The organism is Janthinobacterium goodfellowi (assembly GCF_051380695.1).
Classification (GTDB): Bacteria; Pseudomonadota; Gammaproteobacteria; order Burkholderiales; family Burkholderiaceae_D; genus Janthinobacterium.
On sequence record NZ_JBNYXN010000006.1, the window covers coordinates 371,323 to 389,968 of the forward strand.

13 protein-coding genes are annotated in these 18,646 nt (G+C 64.7%); 1 reads left to right on the top strand and 12 read right to left on the bottom strand.

The features are described from left to right. Window positions 1-56: 56 nt before the first annotated feature. Together ACQ4WQ_RS22845 and ACQ4WQ_RS22850 are read right to left on the bottom strand one after the other, a co-directional pair. Window positions 57-1,640: an ABC-F family ATP-binding cassette domain-containing protein gene (locus ACQ4WQ_RS22845; protein ID WP_436500196.1), complete on the bottom strand. Its 1,584-nt coding sequence runs from the start codon at window positions 1,638-1,640 to the stop codon at window positions 57-59. A 153-nt stretch (window positions 1,641-1,793) separates the two neighbouring features. Next, window positions 1,794-2,906, bottom strand: a complete 1,113-nt coding sequence (locus ACQ4WQ_RS22850; protein WP_436500198.1) for an NADH:flavin oxidoreductase/NADH oxidase — start codon at window positions 2,904-2,906, stop codon at window positions 1,794-1,796. Window positions 2,907-3,067: 161 nt separating this feature from the next. On the opposite strand from ACQ4WQ_RS22850, the gene ACQ4WQ_RS22855 reads away from it, so the two are divergent. Beyond that, entirely contained in the window at window positions 3,068-3,628 is a 561-nt protein-coding gene (locus ACQ4WQ_RS22855) for a glycine zipper 2TM domain-containing protein (RefSeq protein WP_436500200.1), read from the top strand. Here ACQ4WQ_RS22855 and ACQ4WQ_RS22860 read toward each other — a convergent pair. From ACQ4WQ_RS22860 to ACQ4WQ_RS22905, 10 genes are all read right to left on the bottom strand, one after another. Beyond that, window positions 3,625-4,134 carry a DUF1993 domain-containing protein gene (locus tag ACQ4WQ_RS22860; RefSeq protein ID WP_046684523.1) on the bottom strand — a complete coding sequence of 170 codons (510 nt, stop codon included), beginning with the start codon at window positions 4,132-4,134 and terminating at the stop codon, window positions 3,625-3,627. The two genes, ACQ4WQ_RS22855 and ACQ4WQ_RS22860, sit on opposite strands and share 4 nt — an antisense overlap. 109 nt (window positions 4,135-4,243) lie before the next feature. Then, entirely contained in the window at window positions 4,244-5,218 is a 975-nt protein-coding gene (locus tag ACQ4WQ_RS22865) for a DUF2167 domain-containing protein (RefSeq protein ID WP_326455983.1), read from the bottom strand. A gap of 145 nt (window positions 5,219-5,363) precedes the next feature. Next, on the bottom strand, window positions 5,364-6,395 hold the full coding sequence (locus ACQ4WQ_RS22870) for a succinylglutamate desuccinylase (RefSeq protein ID WP_436500202.1): 1,032 nt from the start codon (window positions 6,393-6,395) through the stop codon (window positions 5,364-5,366). Continuing rightward, the gene (locus tag ACQ4WQ_RS22875; protein WP_436500205.1) at window positions 6,395-11,122 is read right to left on the bottom strand and encodes an NAD-glutamate dehydrogenase domain-containing protein; all 4,728 of its coding nucleotides are present in this window, start codon (window positions 11,120-11,122) and stop codon (window positions 6,395-6,397) included. Before ACQ4WQ_RS22875 ends, ACQ4WQ_RS22870 begins: the two co-directional genes overlap by 1 nt. A gap of 148 nt (window positions 11,123-11,270) precedes the next feature. Further along, a complete protein-coding gene (astB, locus tag ACQ4WQ_RS22880) occupies window positions 11,271-12,611 on the bottom strand; it encodes an N-succinylarginine dihydrolase (RefSeq protein WP_436500207.1) in 1,341 nt (446 codons plus the stop codon). Between the two features lie 9 nt (window positions 12,612-12,620). After that, on the bottom strand, window positions 12,621-14,102 hold the full coding sequence (gene astD / locus ACQ4WQ_RS22885) for a succinylglutamate-semialdehyde dehydrogenase (RefSeq protein WP_436500209.1): 1,482 nt from the start codon (window positions 14,100-14,102) through the stop codon (window positions 12,621-12,623). Then, window positions 14,095-15,147 (bottom strand): arginine N-succinyltransferase, encoded by a 1,053-nt coding sequence (gene astA, locus ACQ4WQ_RS22890; RefSeq protein ID WP_436500211.1) that lies wholly within the window; start codon window positions 15,145-15,147, stop codon window positions 14,095-14,097. The genes astD and astA overlap by 8 nt, the downstream gene beginning before the upstream one ends. 13 nt (window positions 15,148-15,160) lie before the next feature. After that, window positions 15,161-16,192: an arginine N-succinyltransferase gene (locus ACQ4WQ_RS22895; protein ID WP_326455989.1), complete on the bottom strand. Its 1,032-nt coding sequence runs from the start codon at window positions 16,190-16,192 to the stop codon at window positions 15,161-15,163. Between the two features lie 107 nt (window positions 16,193-16,299). Beyond that, window positions 16,300-17,541, bottom strand: coding sequence for an acetylornithine/succinylornithine family transaminase (gene astC / locus ACQ4WQ_RS22900; RefSeq protein WP_436500213.1), 1,242 nt, complete (start codon window positions 17,539-17,541; stop codon window positions 16,300-16,302). A gap of 140 nt (window positions 17,542-17,681) precedes the next feature. Further along, window positions 17,682-18,626: a GlxA family transcriptional regulator gene (locus ACQ4WQ_RS22905; RefSeq protein WP_436500215.1), complete on the bottom strand. Its 945-nt coding sequence runs from the start codon at window positions 18,624-18,626 to the stop codon at window positions 17,682-17,684. Between the last annotated feature and the right edge of the window lie 20 nt (window positions 18,627-18,646).

Genomic DNA, 18,646 nt, shown 5'->3' on the forward strand with positions numbered 1-18,646 from the left:
ATCGGTTCATGAAGCATGCTCTAGAGGCATCGAGCGTGACTTTTTTCATTAAATTGTCACTTGTGCAATGTCAAGCCCTCGGGGTCAAGGTTTATCGCCTGCAAAAATGCCTGGTCGTGCGAAACCACAAGTAACGCCCCCTGGTATTGCAGCAGCATCTGCTCCAGCGCCTGCAGGCTGGCCAGGTCCAGATGATTGTCGGGTTCGTCGAGCAGCAGCAGTTGCGGCGGCGCCTGCGCATACAGTTCGGCCGCCAACGCTACCTTCATGCGCTCGCCGCCGCTGAGCAAACGGCTGGGCATGGTGGCGCGCGCGCCGGCAATGCCCAGCAGCGCCAGCCGCGTGCGCAGCTCGCCTTCCGGCAAGACGCTGTTGCGTGCCTGCAAGCGTTGCACGGCGCTGCACTCGCCATCTTGCAATCCCGCATGCTGGTCCAGCCAGGCCACCCGCGCATGGCAGCGCAGCTCGCCGCTGGCGGGCGCCAGTTGGCCGGCGATCACGCGCAGCAGGGTCGACTTGCCACTGCCATTGTCGCCCGTCACGGCCAGGCGGCGCGGCCCGCACAGTACCAGCTTGATCGCCTGCGCCTGGCCATGCGGCAAGACCACATCGCGCAATTCCAGCAGCAATTTGCCATTCGGTACCATGCTCTCGGGCGCCAGCAGCAGCCGTTCGGCCTCGGGTGCGCAGCGGGCGCTGGCGTCCATCACGCGCTGCTGGCGCGCCTGCTGCGCCTCTTGCGCGCGCACGCGCAGCTTGCCCTGGCTATCCTGGCTTTTCTCCTTTTTCGCGTCGAGCAGCAGCTTGCTCTGGTTGCCTTCGCGCCCTTCCCTCTCGCCGCGTCCGACTCGGCGCTGCTGGCGCTCGGCGTGCTGCTGCGCTTCGCGCTGCTCGCGTCTAGCGCCGGCCTTTTCCGCCTGCAGGGCGGCAGCAAAACCGGCCTGTTCCAGCGCGCGCTGCTGCGCATACAGCGCGTAATTGCCGCCATAACTGCGCAAGCCCTGCGGCGACAGCTCGGCGATTGCATCGACGTGCTCGAGCAAGCCGCGGTCATGGCTGATCAGCAGCAAGCCGCCGGGCCAGCGCGCCATCTGCGCCACCAGGCGGGCGCGCTGCCGCGTGTCAAGGTGGTTGCTCGGTTCATCGAGCACCAGCCAGTCCGCCTGCGACAGCCAGGCGCCCTGCAGGGCGATGCGCTGGCGTTCGCCGCCGCTCAGGGTACTCGTTGGCGTATCGGCATCGACATGGCGCAAATCGAGCGCATCGAGCGCCTGGCGCAGGCGGGCGTGGGCATCCCAGCGTTCGCCCACCAGGGCATAGTCGGCCTCGTCGACACTGCCTTCAGCGATGCGCGCCAGCGCCGCCAGCAAGTCGTCCATGCCGGCGAGCGCCGCCACGGTGGGATAGCGCTGCGGATCGAGCTCCTGCGCCACGTAATGCACGCTGCCGTCGCAGCGCACGGCGCCAGAAGACGGCTGCGCCCGGCCTGCCAGCAGGCGCGCAAGCACGCTCTTGCCCACGCCGTTATCGCCGACAAGGCCGATACGTTGGGGGGCAAAAGCAAATTGCAAATCGGAAAACAGGGCGCGGCCATCGGGCAGCACAAAGGAAAGACGGTCGAGTTGCAGTAATGCGGGCATAGATACTCCTTGAGCAAGGCTGGCGAACCCGCGCGGCGCAATGGCGCGCTGGCGGGACGGGCGAGGCCGTGCACAGCACGGCAGTATCAATGGCGCATGTCGAAGCGTCCTGGAGAAATGGGAAAGAAGCGTCAGTGTAGCAGAGCAGACCTGTTAGCGCTGGCCCAGCGTCGTGTCGCCAAACAGGTGCTTGTATTCGCGCGGCTGCGAGCGCCAGTACTGCGGCGGCGCCTGCACTTGCGCGCCCAGCTGGGCCGCAGCGTGCCAGGGCCAGCGCGGGTCGAACAGGATGGCGCGCGCCAGCGCCACCATGTCGGACTGGCCATTGGCAACGATATCTTCCGCCTGCTGCGCTTCCGTGATCAGGCCCACGCTGATGGTGGGCAAGCCGCTGTCGCGCTTGATGCGTTCGGCAAATGCCACCTGATAGCCAGGTCCCACGGGAATCTGCTGCTGTGGCGAAATACCGCCGCTGGAGACATGGATGAAATCGGCGCCCAGCTGCTTGAGTTCCTGCGCGAAACGCACGCTTTGCTCGATGTCCCAGCCGCCCTCGACCCAGTCGGTGGCGGAAATGCGCACGCCCAAGGCCATGCTGGCGGGCACGGCGGCGCGCACGGCTGCATAGACTTCCAGCGGGAAGCGCATGCGGTTGTCCAGGCTGCCGCCATACGCATCGGTGCGCTGATTGGACAGGGGCGACAGGAACTGGTGCAGCAGGTAACCATGCGCCGCATGCAGTTCGATGCCCTCGATGCCGAGCGCATGCACGCGCTGGGCCGCGGCCACAAACGCTCCCTTGATTTGCAGCAAACCCATCTCGTCGAGGGCGAGCGGCACGGTTTCACCCGGTGCGTGGGCGATGGCCGACGGCGCCACCGTTTGCCAGCCGCCCTCGGCCAGATGCACGCAGGTACCGCCCTGCCATGGCGCGCGGCTCGACGCCTTGCGTCCCGCATGACCCAGTTGCACCACCAATGGAATCGGCGCATGGCGGCGGATCGCCTGCACCACCTTGGCCAGCGCCGTTTGATTCGCGTCCGACCACAGACCCAGGTCGTCGGCCGAGATGCGTCCCTCGGGCGAGACGGCCGTCGCTTCCGTCATCAGCAAGCCCGCGCCGGACAGGGCCAAATGGCCCAGGTGGATCATGTGCCAATCGGTGGCGTTGCCGTTGTCGGCCGAGTACTGGCACATGGGCGCGATGGCGATGCGGTTGGCCACGTGCAGCGGCCCCAGTGCATACGGCGTGAATAACTGGCTCATGGCGGACTTTCGGAAAAGGGGAAGCACCGATTCTACTGTGCTTTGGAAAGCGCGGCTTACACCTGCTTACGTTTGATACAGCGCAAGGGCTAGCCTTGGGCAGGCGGGGCCGCTAATCTGGACACATCAACAACACCCGCAATACCACCCCAGGAGAACACATGAACACGACGACTACCGCCAACCGCATCCACCCCTTGATGGCCGGCGCCGCCATTTCCGTGACGGTCCTGTGCCTGGTGGGCGCGGCGTCCATCGCCGGCATCCTGCCCAATTCGCGGGCGAACGTGCCAGCCGTGCCTGCCGATGTGGCCGCCATGACGCCGGCCAACGCGGCAGCCCTGGCAGCGCCCGTGACTGCACCGCTGGCCGCTCCCGTGGTGGCGCAAGCTGCTCCGGCACCAGCCCCGGCACCCGTCGTGCACAAGCGCGTCGTACACCACACGCAAGTGGCGCAGGCCCGTCCTGCCTACAATGACAACAATGATGGCTACCGCGACACCGCCTACCGCGAACCCGTACGCCAGCAGCAGCCAGTACCAGCGCCGGCTCCCGCCCAGCCCAACTACGTGGGCATCGGCACGGGCGCCGTCATCGGCGGCTTGATCGGCAATCAGGTCGGTGGCGGCCGCGGCAAGGCGCTGGCGACGGTGGCCGGCGTGATCGGCGGCGGCATGCTGGGCAATGCGGTGCAGAACCAAGTCCAACAGCCACAACGTTAATCGTACGGTCCCAGATAATCGAGCTTGCCCACGGCCACGCCATTGTTGCGCAGGATGGCGTGGACCATGGAGACGTGGAAATAGAAATTCGGCAAGGCAAAGCTGAGCAGGTAATCGTCGCCCGAGAATTTTGTCCCCTCGTCCGTCCAGTTCAGCACGACTTCCTTCTGGGCACTGCCCGCCATCTGGCCCGCGTTGACGCTGTCGATATAGGCGATGGTGTTGGCGATGCGTTCCTGTAACTGCTCGAACGACGCTTCGTTATCCTCGAACTTCGGCGCCGGCACGCCGCTCAAGCGCTCGACCGACATCTTCGACGTATCGCTGGCGCGCTGTACCTGCGCCGTCAAGTCCAGCATGTCGGGCGCCAGCTGCGCGCCCAGCAAAATCTCGGGCACGATGCCGTCTTCCTCCACGTGGGCTTGCGCTTTTTCCAACAGGGCCGAGACGACCCGCAAGCCGCGGATGAAGACGGGGATGGTTGCCTGATACATGGACACGGACATGGCTGACTCCTGATAGTGAACGATGAGTCAGTGTACCCGAGGCGCTGTTTTCCGGCGGCGCGCACGATGCCACTCCCGTGCGTCAGCGCACCGAGCGGCTCAGTTCATCCTACTTTTCCAGATTCACCTTGCCATCGGGCGCATGAGCGGGCTGTTCGGCTGGTTCCGGCTGCCGTGCTGGCTGCGGCTGCGGCGTGTCCTTGCGCTTGCCGCCGAAGAACTTGACGATGGCCGCACCGGCACCGACCACGGCCAGGATCAGCACTTTCTTGAAGGCCAGCAGCAAAGCCAGCAGTTTGCCGAACAGGCCCAGCTTGCTGGCCACGCCACCGGCCACCAGCGCCGCCAGGCCGTATTCCGCCACCTTGTCCGTCTTGCTGTCGAAATCCGTGTAGCGGTTACCGTCGGTAAATTCCGTGAACGCCGTCACTTGCTGCATCTCTTTCTTGATCGCTTCGATCTGCTGCATGCTGGCGATCGCATTCAAGTTCAGTACGCCTTCGCGCCCCAGCACGCGCACGTTGTAGTTCAGCGAGTGCTCGCCGCCATCGACCATCAAATCCTTGGCCCAGTACAGCTTGTGCGTATCCTTGGCATAGCTGGGCTTTTCCGCCCAACCCATCAAATGGATGCCGGGATAACCCTGCTTCTTGCGCTCCGCATTATTTTCCAGCACGGACGCCTGCATATCCTTGAGCAATTCGTCGTATTTGATGCTGTCCGCATCGTCATCCTTGATATGCCCTTCCTTTTCATACGTGACGATGACACCCCAGCTATCGCGCTCGAGCACGCTGGTCTTGGCAGGCACGATCATGCCCAGCGATTCCATGCCCGGCGGATTGCCCCAGGCATCGACCAGCACGCGCTCGGCATCGGCCGGCGACAGATAACGGAAGCTGGCGGGCAAATCCAGGGTGGCGATGCCGCCCGGCAAAGTAATCTTGCCGCGCTGCAGGTGCAGCTGGGCGAGGAACTGTTCCGCCGTCATTTCCGGTGCGGCCGCCTTCTCATCGGCAGGGGCGGCAGCCGTGAGGCCGGAGAGGGTCAGGCACAGCAAGGCTGTCAGCAGGCGTTTCAACATGATCGGTCCAAAAAATTGCAAAGGGTAAATATTTTAAACCAATCAATTGCTTAATGGATAATTATTTCTGTGCGGAATTTTTTATGAAAAAAGCGCCAGGCGGGTTTCCCCGGCTGGCGCCTGATACGGCGTCATCGCTGGACAATCACGCCACGCGCACCACCATCAATCCCGCGCGCAAGCCCACCCGCACATCGGGGTTGGGGAATACCACCAGCTCTTCCGCGTGCCGCACCGTGTAGACGTGGTCGCCATCGCTGGCGATCACAGCGTGCTGCGGCAAGGAGGTGAAATTCTGCGTGCCGCGATCGAAGGCCATGCGGAATTCCTCGCTGTGCTTGATGATTTCCTGCGCCACCTTGAACACGTGCGGTTGCGCCTTGACGGGCTGCGCAGGCAAGCCGCGCAACAGGCCGTCCAGCGCCCGCGACACGTCGTCGAACAGCGATAAATCGTTCTGCCCCAGAGTGCCCACGCGGCCCAGCTCCACCGTGCTGGCGGCCGCGCCGCAATGCTCGGCCGAATAATAACTGTAGGTGCCGGCAGACTGCGGGTTCATGATGATGGCGCCAATGGCCGCCTGGCCCAGCCAATCGATCAGCTGGGCCTTGGCGTCGTCGGCCACCAGGTCCGGCACGATGGCAAACGTGGGGTACACGGAAGGTCGGATGGCCGTGTGCAAATCCAGGTGCCAGCGCACGGGACCGGCCGCGTCAAAGAACGCTTTTGTCGCGGCGATCATTTCATCGGCGCGCGCGCTTTCCGCCGCTTGCGCCAGGCTGCCCCGCACGGGGCGGAACATGCGATTGAGGTCGGCGTCGATGAAACGCTTGCCGGCCCGGATCGCATCGACATTTCCCACGCAGACGAGCAGGTCGACGGCCAGCTGCGACGCATCGCGCGACAGCGCATCGAGCAGATGCGCGAGCACTTCGATCGGTCCCGTCTCATCCCCATGCACGCCCACCGAAACGGCTACGCTGGCGCGGCCTTTATCGGCTTGCGGCTTGACGACTTGCAGCATGCCGGGCGCCGGCAAGGCCACCGTGAAACCGGCGTTGGCGAACAACTGCGCCACGCCGCTGAAATCGGCCTGCGCCAGCGCCTGCACGGCCGGCGGCAAGCCGCCAGCGCCCTGTACTACCTGGGTTACTACTTGCGTTGCTTCTTGCGCCATTACACCGCCGCTTCCGCTGGGGTTTTCGCCGTGATTTTATTCACGGCTTCCGACAAGGTCCACACGTCCAGCATGGCTTGCTCCAGTTCCGTCGCCGCCACATAGGCCGACAGACCCAGCGCACCCGTCACGGCATCGACGGCCTGGCCGGCATTGCCTTGCTCGGCACGCGCCAGCACCTGCGTCAGCAGACGCTGTTGCGTGCGGCGCAGGGCTTGCTGCGCGTAGTTGCGCAACTGTTCCTGCGACTTGCCTTGCGCGGCCAGCTTCAGGCCACGCTCCAGCGTGTCGATGCCCGCCTGGCTGCGCAGGGCCAGGCCCACTTGCAGGAAGGCCGCCAGGTCCATCGAGGCAGGACGCGGCACGGACAGGGCCGGGAACAGGAAGCCGGCGACGACGTCCAGCGCATCGACCGCATCCCACGCTTGCACGAAGGCGGGCGTCAGACCCGGCACCAGCGCCGCTTCCGACTTGATGCCGACCGCTTTGAGCAGCTCGCGCTTCGATTCCGCGCCAAACAAACGCGTCAGTTCGGCCAGGCCGGCGCCGCGCAGCTGCTCGGCCGGCACGGACAGCACGCCGGCGATCATCGTTTGCTGCAGCACGCGCGTTTGCGCATCGACCTTGATCGACACGTCGCGCGGCACCGTCAGGGCATCCGCGTCGAGCGCGTCGAACACGGGCGCCAGATTCAGCGCCACCCATGCCTGGCCCCAGGCCAGGATCACTGCCGACTCGTCCACGCCGTGTTCCGCCGCCAGGTTGCGGATCATCAGCGGGCCGCAGCGGTTGATCACTTCATTGGCCAGCACGGTCGCCAGGATGGCGTTGGCCAGCGGGTGGTCCAGCGCCGAACGGGTTTCCACCAGCAAGGATGGGAAGTACGGTTTCAGGACCGGCTCGGCCCACGTTTCGTCCGTCAGCGGCAGGGCGGACAGAATGCGCTTGAAACGGTTCTTCACGTTGGCGATTACCACAGCCAGTTCCGGCGTGGTCAGGCCCCGGCCATCGGCCTTGCGACGCGCCAGTTCGGCCACCGATGGCAATTGCTCGAGTTCGCGCGACAGGGCGCCCTCTTCTTCCAGGCTGGCGATCAGGGCGGCATAGCCATCCTGCACGGCGCTCTCGCCTTGCGCCTGCAGTTCGCGCACCAGCAAATGCGTCTGCTGCGTGTTGTCGCGCAAGACCAGGCGCTCGACGTCGTCCGTCATCGCATACAGCTCGCGGTTGCGTTCCGCTTCCGTCAGCTTGCCCGCATTGACTTCCACGTCCAGCCAGATTTTCACGTTCACTTCATGGTCCGAGCAATCGACGCCGGCCGAATTGTCGATCGCATCGGTGAAGATGCGTCCGCCCGCCAGCGCGAATTCGATGCGGCCCGCTTGCGTCGCGCCGAGGTTGCCGCCTTCGGCCACGACCTTGACACGCAGCTCGTTGCCATTGACGCGGATATGGTCATTCGCGCGGTCCTTCACCTGTGCGTGCGTCTCGGTCGAGGCCTTGATGTAGGTACCGATGCCGCCGTTGTAGAACAGGTCCACCGGGGATTTCAGGATGCGGTGCATCAGTTCTTCCGGCGCCAGCGAGGTCTCGGCGATATCGAGCGCGGCGCGGATCTGCGGCGACAGTTCGATCGTGCGGGCGGAACGCGGATACACGCCGCCGCCAGTTGATATCAAGTCCTTGTTGTAGTCGTCCCACGAGGAGCGCGGCAAGGCGAACAGGCGCGCGCGTTCGTCGAACGAGACGGCAACGTCCGGTGTCGGATCGAGGAAGATGTGGCGGTGGTCGAACGCGGCCACCAGTTTGAGCTGGCGCGACAGCAATACGCCATTGCCGAACACGTCGCCCGACATGTCGCCCACGCCGACCATGGTGATCGGCGTGGTGTTCAGGTCGTGGTCCATTTCATAGAAGTGGCGCTTCACGGCTTCGAATGCACCCTTGGCCGTGATGCCCAGTTTCTTGTGGTCATAGCCGTTCGAGCCGCCCGAGGCGAACGCATCGCCGAGCCAGAAACCGCGCTGCACGGCGATGCCGTTGGCGATGTCCGAGAACGTGGCCGTGCCCTTGTCGGCGGCGACCACCAGATACGGGTCGGCGTCGTCGAAGCACACGGTGTCGACGGGCGGGACGATATTGCCCAGCGAACGGTTGTCCGTTACTTCCAGCAGACTGGAAATGAACAGGCGGTAGACGGCTTCGCCTTCGGCCGCGATGGTTTCGCGCACGGCATCCTTCGGCATCATCTTGCAGACAAAACCGCCCTTCGCGCCGGCCGGCACGATGACGGCGTTTTTGACCATCTGTGCCTTGACGAGGCCCAGCACTTCGGTGCGGTAGTCTTCCATGCGGTCGGACCAGCGCAAGCCGCCGCGGGCGACAGGGCCGCCGCGCAGGTGCACGCCTTCGAAGCGGCGCGAGAAGACGAAAATCTCACGGTAAGGACGCGGTTCCGGCACCAGCGCCAGGCTGCTGGTGTCGAACTTGAAGATGATCTTGTCGCCTTGTTGATTGTTCTGGAAGTAGCTGGTGCGCAGGGTGGCCGCCATCAGGTCGGCCAGCGCGCCAAGGATTTCCTCGGTATCGGCGTGGTTCACGGAGGGCAGGCCGGCCTTGATGGCGGCGATTGCCTCCAGGGCGGCGACGTGCTGCGCATCGGACAGCGAAGGATCGAAGCGCTGCAGGAAGGCTTCGACCAGGGCTTTGACCTGGGCCGGCTGCTTGCGCAGGCTCTCGGCGATGTAGCGCACCGAGAAGCGGCTGCCCGTCTGGCGCCAGTAGCTGGTGTAGGCGCGCACCAGTTGCACTTCGCGCGTCGACAAGCCGCCTTCGATGACGAGGCCATTCAGGCGGCCATCTTCGGCCGTGTCGTTGAACAGGGCGGCAAACAGTTCCTGCGCCACGGCGACGACGGATGGTTGCGCCAGTTTCGCCGCGCTGGCGGCATCGACCGTCAGGCTGGTGATGAAATAGCGCGTGCCGTCGGACAGCGACACCGAATACGCCTGTTCGCGGTCGATGGCCACGCCCGCATTGTGCAGGGCCGGCAGGATGGTCGACAGCGGCGGCACCTTGTTGGCCGAGTACAGGCGAATCGTGGTCACAACGCCCGTCTCGATGCGCACGGCCACGTGCGCCGGATCGGTATTGCGCAGGATGGTGTCGAGGTCGCGGAAGGCGACGGCCGGCGCGGTAGCGGCCACGTAATCGAGCGGCAGCGTAGCGCAGAGTTTGCGCAGGCTGGTGCGCAGGGCCACGTCGGGCACGGCGTCGGCCACGGCGGCAAAGCCGTTATGCCAGCCATCGAGCACGCCCAGCAGCGGCTGTTCGATATCCGTTTCCAGGTCCAGCGGGTAGCGGGCGGCATGGGCGATCAGGTAGACGCGCGCCAGGGGGCCGTCGGCCACCAGTGTCTGCGTGCTCACGTGCGTGGCGCCGGAACTGGCTTGCAGGGCCTTGGCCAGGCTCGATGCGACGCTGGCGCTGTAGCGCTCGCGCGGCAGGTAGACCAGCACGTTCAGGTGGCGCGCGTACACGTCGCGGCGCGCGAAGACCTTGGTGCGCGGCTGCTTGTACAGCGACACGACGGAGCCGCACACTTGCGCCAGCCAGTCGAGGTCCGCTTCCAGCGCTTCCGTGCGCGGCAGGGATTCGAGGATTTCGCGGAATTTCTCGGCACGGAAGCCTTGCTGGCGCACGCCGGCCAGGCTCAGTACCTTGGCCACGCGGCCGCGCGCAAACGGCAGCGCCGCCAGCGGGGTGGAATTGCCGGCACGGGTGAACAGGCCGACGAAGCAATGCTCGCCCAGGATCGCGCCTTGCGCATCCATGTCGCGCACGCCGATGAAGTCGAGCTGCTGATCGCGGTGCAAAGTGCCCGCCACGTCGGCCTTGACGATGGACAGCGCCGAGTCGCGCTTGGCCAGGGTATCGAAGTCGCCCGGGATATTCGCCAGGCAGGTGCCGTAGACCGGGTGCGCCGTATCCTGCAGCACGCCGACGCGGCTGGGGATGTCGCGTTCCAGTTCGCGCACGCCCGGCTTAACGCGGTAGTAGGCGTAGCCGAATACTTCAAAGCCGCCGCTGCGCGCCCATTCCAGGAAGGCGGCCACTTCCGCGCCTTCTTCGCCATGCTGCGCTGCAGCCGTGGCGACGGTGGCCAGGCGCTCGCTCATGGCGGCGGCATCGCGGCGCACGATGGCGGCGTCACGCGCGACCGTTTCCAGGGCGGCGACCAGCGTAGCCAGGGCTTCCGGCGCCAGCTCTTCGTCGAGCAGCACCAGCACATACGATTCGAGCGGGTCGCCCGGCTGGCGCACCGCTTCGACGCTGCCGTCAAGAGCGCGGCGCACCGGCAGCACGGTGTTCATCACGCCGCGCACGGCCAGGTGCTGGCGGCGCATGGCCATGACGATGGAGTCGACCAGGTAAGGCATGTCTTCGTTCAGGATCAGCAAGGCGCTCGCCATGCCGCCACGGCCATCCGCATAACGCAGGGTGGCGATTTGGCAGCCGCTGCCGGTGCGCTTGGCCGCTTGCGTGAAGCCGTCGACCAGCACGGGCGCCAGGCTGTCGGGCGCGATGTCGGCCAGGTCTTCGGCATCGAGCGAGTCCAGCCATGCCTGCACCAGCTGCACGACAGGCGCTGCCGCCTTGCCTGCATTGCCAGCCGCGTTAATCAGCTCCAGCGTTTGTGTACGCAAATCTTGTGGCGTGTGATTCATCTTGCATCTCCATTACGGTAATGTGAATGTCCAACGCTGTCGTTCGGGCTTGTGGCTGGGCGGCAGCGGTGTCAAGAGACGGGGGTCGCCCGTCCAATTCTGTGTTGCGGATAGTCTGTCTCGGATTTTCTGTGTGTTTTTCTATCGCCTACAAGTCGTACAATCCAGGTAAGTTGAGGATGATCGTCAATTCTTCAAGCGCCGCATGCACTTCCAGCGCCAGCTGCGGATCGGCCAGGTCGCCCGGCTCCAGATGGTCGCGGTAGTGCTTTTCCACCCACTGCACCAGACGATGGTACAGCGTTTCCGTCATGATCACGCCCTGGTGCATGGCGCGCGCCTCGGTTTCCGTCAGGGCCACGCGCAAACGCAGGCAGGCGGGCCCGCCGCCGTTGCGCATGCTCTGGCGCAGGTCGAAATGGATCAGTTCATTGATCGGACCACCGCTGGCCACCAGGCCTTCCAGGTAGCGCGACACGGCGCGGTTTTCCTGGCATTCCTGCGGGATCACCAGCGCCATCTTGCCGCCTTCTTTCGTCAACAGCTGGCTGTTGAACAGATAGCTGCTGACGGCGTCCGCGATCGGCACCTGGCCCGTGTCCACGCGCAAGGCCTGCAGCTCCGCCCTGGTGGCGGCGACGGCGCGGCGCAGCTGCGACAGGCTTTCCCCTTCATCGGCAAACGCCTGCTCGTGATAGAACAGCACATTGCCATTGCCGACGGCGATGACGTCGTTATGGAACACGCCCTGGTCGATCACTTCCGGATTCTGCTGCACGTACACGGTGCGCTTCGCGTCCAGGCCGTGCAGGCGCGCCACAGCTTGCGACGCTTCCAGAGTCTGGCGTGCCGGATAGCGCTTCGGCGACGGCGCGGAAGGATCGAACTCCACGCGACCATACACGAACAATTCAACGGACGGCGCGCCGTGGCTCGCGCCCAGGCGCGTGTGGTTGGCCGCGCCCTCGTCGCCGAAGGCGGACGTCGAGGGCAGCGCGTCGTGCACGGCGAAGTGCTTGTCGTCGCTGAAAATGGCGCGCAGGCTGCGCGCCGACTGCGCGTGCTCGAAGGCGCGGTGCAGCTTGTTATTCAGGTTGGCGGCCGTGAAATGCACGCGGCCATCCTGCGTATCGGCCGACGGGCTGACCGTGGCGGCGTTCGCCGTCCACATGGGCGAGGCGGAATACGCGCAAGCCAGGATGACGGGCGACTCCTTGTAGGCGCGCGCCAGCACCTCGGCGTCCGTGCCAGTGAAACCGATAGCGCGCAGCAGGCGAAAATTGGGCCGGTCCTGCGGCGGCAGCAAGGCTTGCGCAAAGCCGCGCGCGGCCAGCGCACGCATCTTGGCCAGACCCTGCAAGGCGGCCTGCTTCGGATTCGAGGCGCTTTTCACATTGCTGAACGAGGCCACGTTGCCGAACGAGAGTCCGGCATAGTTATGCGATGGCCCGACCAGGCCGTCAAAATTGTATTCGCGCGTGCTGTGCATGGGATTTCCTTAAAAATTCAGGCCGGGCGACAGCTTGGCCGGCATTTCCAGCGCGCTGTTCTCGATCGAAGCGACCGGGTAGGCGCAGTAATCGGCCGCGTAATAGGCGCTCGGACGGTGGTTGCCCGACTTGCCGATGCCGCCGAACGGCGCCGTGCTGGCCGCGCCCGTGGTCGGACGGTTCCAGTTGACGATGCCGGCGCGCGCGCGCGTCTGGAACGTTTGCCACAGTGCCGGATCGTCGGACAGGAGCGCCGCGGCCAGGCCGAATTCGGTAGCGTTGGCAACCTTCAGGGCCGCATCGAAATCGGCCACGCGGATCACTTGCAGCAGGGGGCCGAACCATTCTTCATCGGGGATGCCAACGGCATCGGTGACGTCGACGATGCCGGCCGTGACAAAGCCCGCCGCGGGATTCAACTGGCGCATCTGCAGCAGGGTGGTGCCGCCCTTGGCGACCATGTCCGCCTGCGCCTGCACCAGGCGCGCAGCCACGGCACTCGATACGACGGGGCCCATGAATGGCTGCGGCTGCGCATCGGACGCGCCGATGCCCAGTTTCGCGGCCACTTCCACCAGGCGCGCCACGAAGGCAGACCCCGCAGCGTTATCTTGCACTACCAGGCGGCGCGCGCAGGTGCAGCGCTGGCCGGCCGAGACAAAGGCGGAGAAGATCGCATGGTGCACGGCGGCGTCCACGTCCTTCACGTCCCATACGACGAGGGCGTTGTTGCCGCCCATTTCCAGCGCCAGCATCTTGCCCGGCTGGCCGCCGAACTGGCGGTGCAGGCTGATGCCCGTCTGGCAGGAACCCGTAAACAGCACGCCGTCGAGCAAGGCATTCGCGCCCAGGGCCACGCCCGTGTCGCGCCCGCCGTTGACGAGGTTGACGACGCCATTCGGCAAGCCGGCCTGCTGCCACAGCTGCACGGTTTTGATGGCCGTGCGCGGCGCATATTCGCTGGGCTTGAAGACGATGGTGTTACCGGCGATCAGGGCCGGCACGATGTGGCCATTTGGCAGGTGACCGGGGAAATTGTACGGACCGAAGACGCCGAACACGCCATGCGGGCGGTGACGCAACACGGCGTCGCCGTCGGCGATCTTGCTTTGCGTGATACCCGTGCGCGCATGGTACGACTGCACAGAGATATCGATCTTGTTGGCCATGGTGGCCACTTCCGTGCGCGACTCCCACAATGGTTTACCCACTTCTTCCGAGATCAGGAGCGCCAGCGCTTCCGCATGTTCCTTGAGCAGCTCGCGAAAGCGCACGCAGATGGCGATGCGCTCTTCGACGGGCGTATCGGCCCATGCTTCAAAGGCGGCGCGGGCGGCCTGACAAGCTTGCCCGACTTCGTTTTCCGTCGCTTCCAGGCTGGCCCAGGTCTGCTTGCCGTTCGACGGATCGATGGTAACTAGTTCGCGGCCCGTGCCCGGCAGCCAGGCGCCGTTGATGAAGTTCGATTGCGTGGTATTCACATTAGACATGGGGATGCTTCCTCGGGTTGAGTGACAAGGTGCGCACGGTATCGCCTTGATGGCAGCGCAGCAGATGCAGTTCATCGTCGCCCAGCGCGAGCTTGCCGCTGTGCGGATTGGCGCTGGTGACGATCATGCGGAAATCTTTCAGGTCGGTGTTCGACACCAGGTAAGGTTCGGCCTGGGCGGCGTCGCCGCACGCTTCCGGCACAGCCCCGGCGTCGAGCACGGCCGGCATACTGTCGCGCATGGCGCGCAGTTCGGAGACGCGCGCCTGCAGCACGGGACCGGCGTCGAAAATGTCGACATAGCCCTCGAAGTGCAAGCCTTCCTGTTCCAGCAAACGGCGCGCGGGCGCCGTGCTCAGATGGACCTTGCCGATGACTTCCTGCGCCTCGTCGGGCAAGTAGGCCACGTACATGGGCTGGCGCGGCATCAGTTCGGCGATGAACGATTTCTTGCCCAGGCTCGTCAGGTCGTCGACGTGGTGGAAATCCATCTTGAAGAAGTGGCGGCCCAGTCCCTCATAAAACGGCGAGCTGCCGTCCGGCGCCTGGTAGCCGCGCATCTCCGCGATCAGCTTTTCCGTGAACAGGTGCGGGAACTGGGCGATGAACAAAAAGCGGCTTTTCGACAGCAGCTTGCCGTTGTTCCCGCTGCGGTAGTCCGGGTGCAAAAACAGCGAGCACAGTTCCGTGCTGCCTGTCAGGTCATTCGACAGGTACAGGGTTTCCATGCGCGTAAACACGTCGAGTTCGCGGCTGGAATGGACCAAGGTGCCGATGCGGTAGTTATAGAACGGTTCTTCCAGGCCCACGGCGCCCTTGATGGCGCACACGCCGGCCAGGCGGCCCGTCTCCGTATCCTCCATGACGAACATGTAGTCGCGCTTTTCGGGCGCGATGGTTTCGGCGAACGAGGCGCAGGCGATGGCCAGGCGGTCGCCCAGCATTTTCATGTCCGGCTTGAGGGTGGTCATGCCGGTGCCGACCTGGCTGGCCAAGCCGTACAGGGCGTCCAGGTCAGAAGCGTTGATGGCGCGTACTACTAGCATAGTGTTCTCTCGGTTAGATGCGCACGCAAATGACGCTGTCGCCTTCGGCCACGGCCAGCGCTTCAAGCAACTCGGGCGGCAAGCCGACGGTGTCCTGTGCTTCGAGCGCATCGCAGGTAAAGGTGACGGCGCGGAAATTGCGCTCCGCGCCCGACGCGATCGCGTAATGCACTTTCAGGCCCGTGCGGCTGGGCGTGACGCCGGCGACGACGCGGCGCGTGAGCGACCCCGTAAACGAGCGCAGCGCATGCTTGTGCGCCTGCAGGATCGGGCCGCCATCGAAGATGTCGATGTAATCGTCCGCTTCAAAACCTTCTTCCGTCAGCAGATTGAACGCCAGTTCGCCGCTCGGGTGGATCTGGCCCATGGCCGCCTGCGCGTCGCCGGGCAGCAGCGGCACGTACACGGGATAGTGCGGCATCAGTTCGACGATCAGGGTGCGGTTGCGCGCGCCGCCGATGACCTTTTCGGCATCGAGGAAATCCATCTGGAAGAATTTGCGGCCCAGCGCATCCCAGAACGGCGACTGGCCGTTGGCGTCCGTGATGCCGGCCAGCGGCACGAAGAAGCGGTCGCCGAAGCGGTGCGGCGCCAGCACGGCGAACAGCAGCCGCGCGCGCGACAGCAGCGCCGCTTCCAGGCCCGCCTGCTCCATGTTGCGCACATAGAAGCCGGACAGCTGCGAATACGCCGTCAGTTCCGAGCACAGGGTCAGCGCATGCACGCTGTGGCTGATGTTCAGGTCACGCGAGACTTGCTGGATGACGTCGTTGCGGAAGGAAAAATAGGTGCCGTTCGAGCCGGCCGAGGCGAAGATGGCGGCCGTGCCGGCGATGCTCTTGTCGAGCAGGGATTCAAGCACGAAGAGGTACGACTCTTCGCTGGGGATGTCGACATGGGCGGCAAACGAGGCGATGGAGCGCTCGACGGAGGCGGCGATTTTCTCGCGCGTCTTCGGCAGGGTATGGACACCCGGCATGGTTACCGCGGCCAGCGCTTCGAGGGCTGCAATATCCGCAATTTCTACCGGACGGACAACATACATGGGTACTCCTTCAATGCTGACGATACATGGGCTGAAAACCCGGGTAGAACCAAGCCGGCCCGCAGCAAAGCGGCGGGCCGGTGATCAAACAGGGAGCGAGGCTAGCCTCAGGCTTTCAGCATGCCGTCGATGGCGGCGCGCAGCAAGCGGCCCGCTTCGGCAATCTGCTCGTCCGAGACGATCAGGGCCGGTGCCAGGCGCACCACGTCCATGCCGGCGATCAGCACCATCAAGCCTTGCGCTTCGGCCGCTTTCTGGATGTCTTTCGCGCGGCCCTTCCAGGCATCGCTGACGACCAGGCCCAGCAGCAAACCGCTGCCGCGCACCACGGAGAACACTTGCGGGTAATCCGTGATCAAGCCTTGCAGCATGGCGATGGTGCTGACGCTCGCTTCTTTCACGCGCGCCAGGAACGCTGGCGTGTTGATCGTGTCCAGCACGCTCAAGGCCACGGTAGCGGCCAGCGGGTTGCCGCCGTAGGTGGTGCCATGCGTGCCGACGGCCAGCGTTTGCGCCAGTTCGTTGGTGGTCAGCATGGCGCCGATCGGGTAACCGTTGCCCAGCGCCTTGGCGGCCGTCAGGATGTCCGGCGTGACGCCATAGCCCATGTAGGCGAACAACGCGCCAGTGCGACCCATGCCGCACTGGACTTCGTCGAAAATCAAGAGGGCGCCGGTCTTGTCGCACAGGGCGCGCAGTTCCTTGAGGAACTCAGGATTGCCTGGCACCACGCCGCCTTCGCCTTGTACCGGCTCGACGATCACGGCGCACACGTCATCGCCGATGGCGGCGCGCGCCGCTTCGATGTCGTTGTAGGCGATATGGTCGATCGATGGCGGCAGCGGCTCGAAGCCTTCCGTATACTTGGCCTGGCCGCCGACGGAGACCGTAAACAGGGTGCGGCCGTGGAAGGAGCTGAAGCACGAGATGATGCGCGACTTGTGCGCGCCGAACTTGGTGTGCGCGTACTTGCGCGCCAGTTTCAGGGCCGCTTCGTTAGCTTCCGCGCCCGAGTTGCAGAAGAAGGCGCGGTCGGCGAAGGTCGCTTCCGTCAGGGCCAGCGCCAGACGCAGCACAGGCTCGTTCGTATAGCCGTTGCCCAAATGCCACAAATTATTGATTTGCTTGGTCAGCACATCGACCAGCACGGGATGGCAGTGGCCCAGGCTGTTGACGGCGATGCCGGAGGTGAAATCGAGGTAATGCTTGCCTGACTGGTCCCACAGATCCAGCCCGGAACCGCGCACGGGCACCATGGCTGCAGGGGCGTAGGTAGGAACGAGGACCTGGTCAAAGGTTTCCCGGGTGACTGGACGAGCCGTTACGGTCGAATCAAGCTTGGCATTCATAGCATTTCCCCATCAATATGTTAGGTACTCCGCAGCTACGACAGCTACGTGTGTACTGCATTATAAAAAGCGGGATGCTAAAACTCTTTTGAATCTGCGACAAGGATTTTCACAATTCATCACAGCCGGGCTTGCCTTAATCAAACAGGCGGCATCAGCTTTCTTTGCCGCTCTTCGCGCGGGGTATTGCCAAACAGGGTACCGAACGCCGTGGAAAAGTGCGAGCCGGAGGAAAAGCCGCACATCAGGCCTACTTGCACGATGGAATAATGTGTATCAAGCAACAGTTGCCGTGAGCGCTGCAGGCGCAGCTCCAGGTAGTAGCGCGACGGCAGGCTGCCCAGGTACTGCTTGAACAGCCGCTCCAGCTGGCGCCGCGACAGGCCCACCAGGCTGGCGATGTCGTCGGTCGACAGCGGCTCCTCGATATTGGCTTCCATCAAGGTCACCGCTTCGGACAGTTTCGGCTGCAACACGCCGAAGCGCGCCTGCAGGGCCACGCGCTGGCGCTCTTCCTTGCCGCGCACCTTGTCCACGCACAACGCTTCCTTGACGAGCGCCTGCACGTCGGCGCCAAAGATGGTCTCGATCAGGGTCAGCGAAAAATCGATGCTGGCCGCGCCGCCGCAGCAGGTGATGTGCGGGCCGTCGATGTCGAACAAGTGCGGCGTCAGGATGGCCCGTTCGGCCTTCGCTTCCGCATCGGCATACAAGGCCCAGGGCAAGGCGATGCGCACGCCATCCATGACGCCCGCGTCGGCCAGCCACAGCACGGCCGCCCCCACGCCGCCCCAGAAGGGCGCCGAACGGCAGCGCTCGATCACGGCCCGGCACAGCTCGGCGCGCAGCGGCGCCTGCGTTTCATCGGCCACCAGCAGCGCGATATGCCAGTTGCCGCCCTGCGCGGCCACCTGTTCCGGCGAGCGCACCTCCAGTTGCAGGGCCTGCGGCCCCAGCGCACGCGCGCACAGGCGCAGCGGCTGCACCAGGCCGGCCCAGGTGATCGACTCGGCATCGCCGGCATGCACCAGCAGCAAGCGCAGCGGTTTGTCGAGGCCGATACGGGAAAGATTAGCGAAGGACATCGGCGGGGCGGGATCGGGGC

Bases quoted from the DNA above. Each gene is read 5' to 3' on its own strand.
- ACQ4WQ_RS22845 (WP_436500196.1), bottom strand. From the start codon at position 1,640: ATGCCCGCATTACTGCAACTCGACCGTCTTTCCTTTGTGCTGCCCGAT.
- astC (WP_436500213.1), bottom strand. From the start codon at position 17,541: ATGAATGCCAAGCTTGATTCGACCGTAACGGCTCGTCCAGTCACCCGG.
- astB (WP_436500207.1), bottom strand. From the start codon at position 12,611: ATGCACAGCACGCGCGAATACAATTTTGACGGCCTGGTCGGGCCATCG.
- ACQ4WQ_RS22860 (WP_046684523.1), bottom strand. From the start codon at position 4,134: ATGTCCGTGTCCATGTATCAGGCAACCATCCCCGTCTTCATCCGCGGC.
- ACQ4WQ_RS22905 (WP_436500215.1), bottom strand. From the start codon at position 18,626: ATGTCCTTCGCTAATCTTTCCCGTATCGGCCTCGACAAACCGCTGCGC.
- ACQ4WQ_RS22850 (WP_436500198.1), bottom strand. From the start codon at position 2,906: ATGAGCCAGTTATTCACGCCGTATGCACTGGGGCCGCTGCACGTGGCC.
- ACQ4WQ_RS22875 (WP_436500205.1), bottom strand. From the start codon at position 11,122: ATGAATCACACGCCACAAGATTTGCGTACACAAACGCTGGAGCTGATT.
- ACQ4WQ_RS22865 (WP_326455983.1), bottom strand. From the start codon at position 5,218: ATGTTGAAACGCCTGCTGACAGCCTTGCTGTGCCTGACCCTCTCCGGC.
- ACQ4WQ_RS22895 (WP_326455989.1), bottom strand. From the start codon at position 16,192: ATGTATGTTGTCCGTCCGGTAGAAATTGCGGATATTGCAGCCCTCGAA.
- astD (WP_436500209.1), bottom strand. From the start codon at position 14,102: ATGTCTAATGTGAATACCACGCAATCGAACTTCATCAACGGCGCCTGG.
- ACQ4WQ_RS22855 (WP_436500200.1), top strand. From the start codon at position 3,068: ATGAACACGACGACTACCGCCAACCGCATCCACCCCTTGATGGCCGGC.
- astA (WP_436500211.1), bottom strand. From the start codon at position 15,147: ATGCTAGTAGTACGCGCCATCAACGCTTCTGACCTGGACGCCCTGTAC.
- ACQ4WQ_RS22870 (WP_436500202.1), bottom strand. From the start codon at position 6,395: ATGGCGCAAGAAGCAACGCAAGTAGTAACCCAGGTAGTACAGGGCGCT.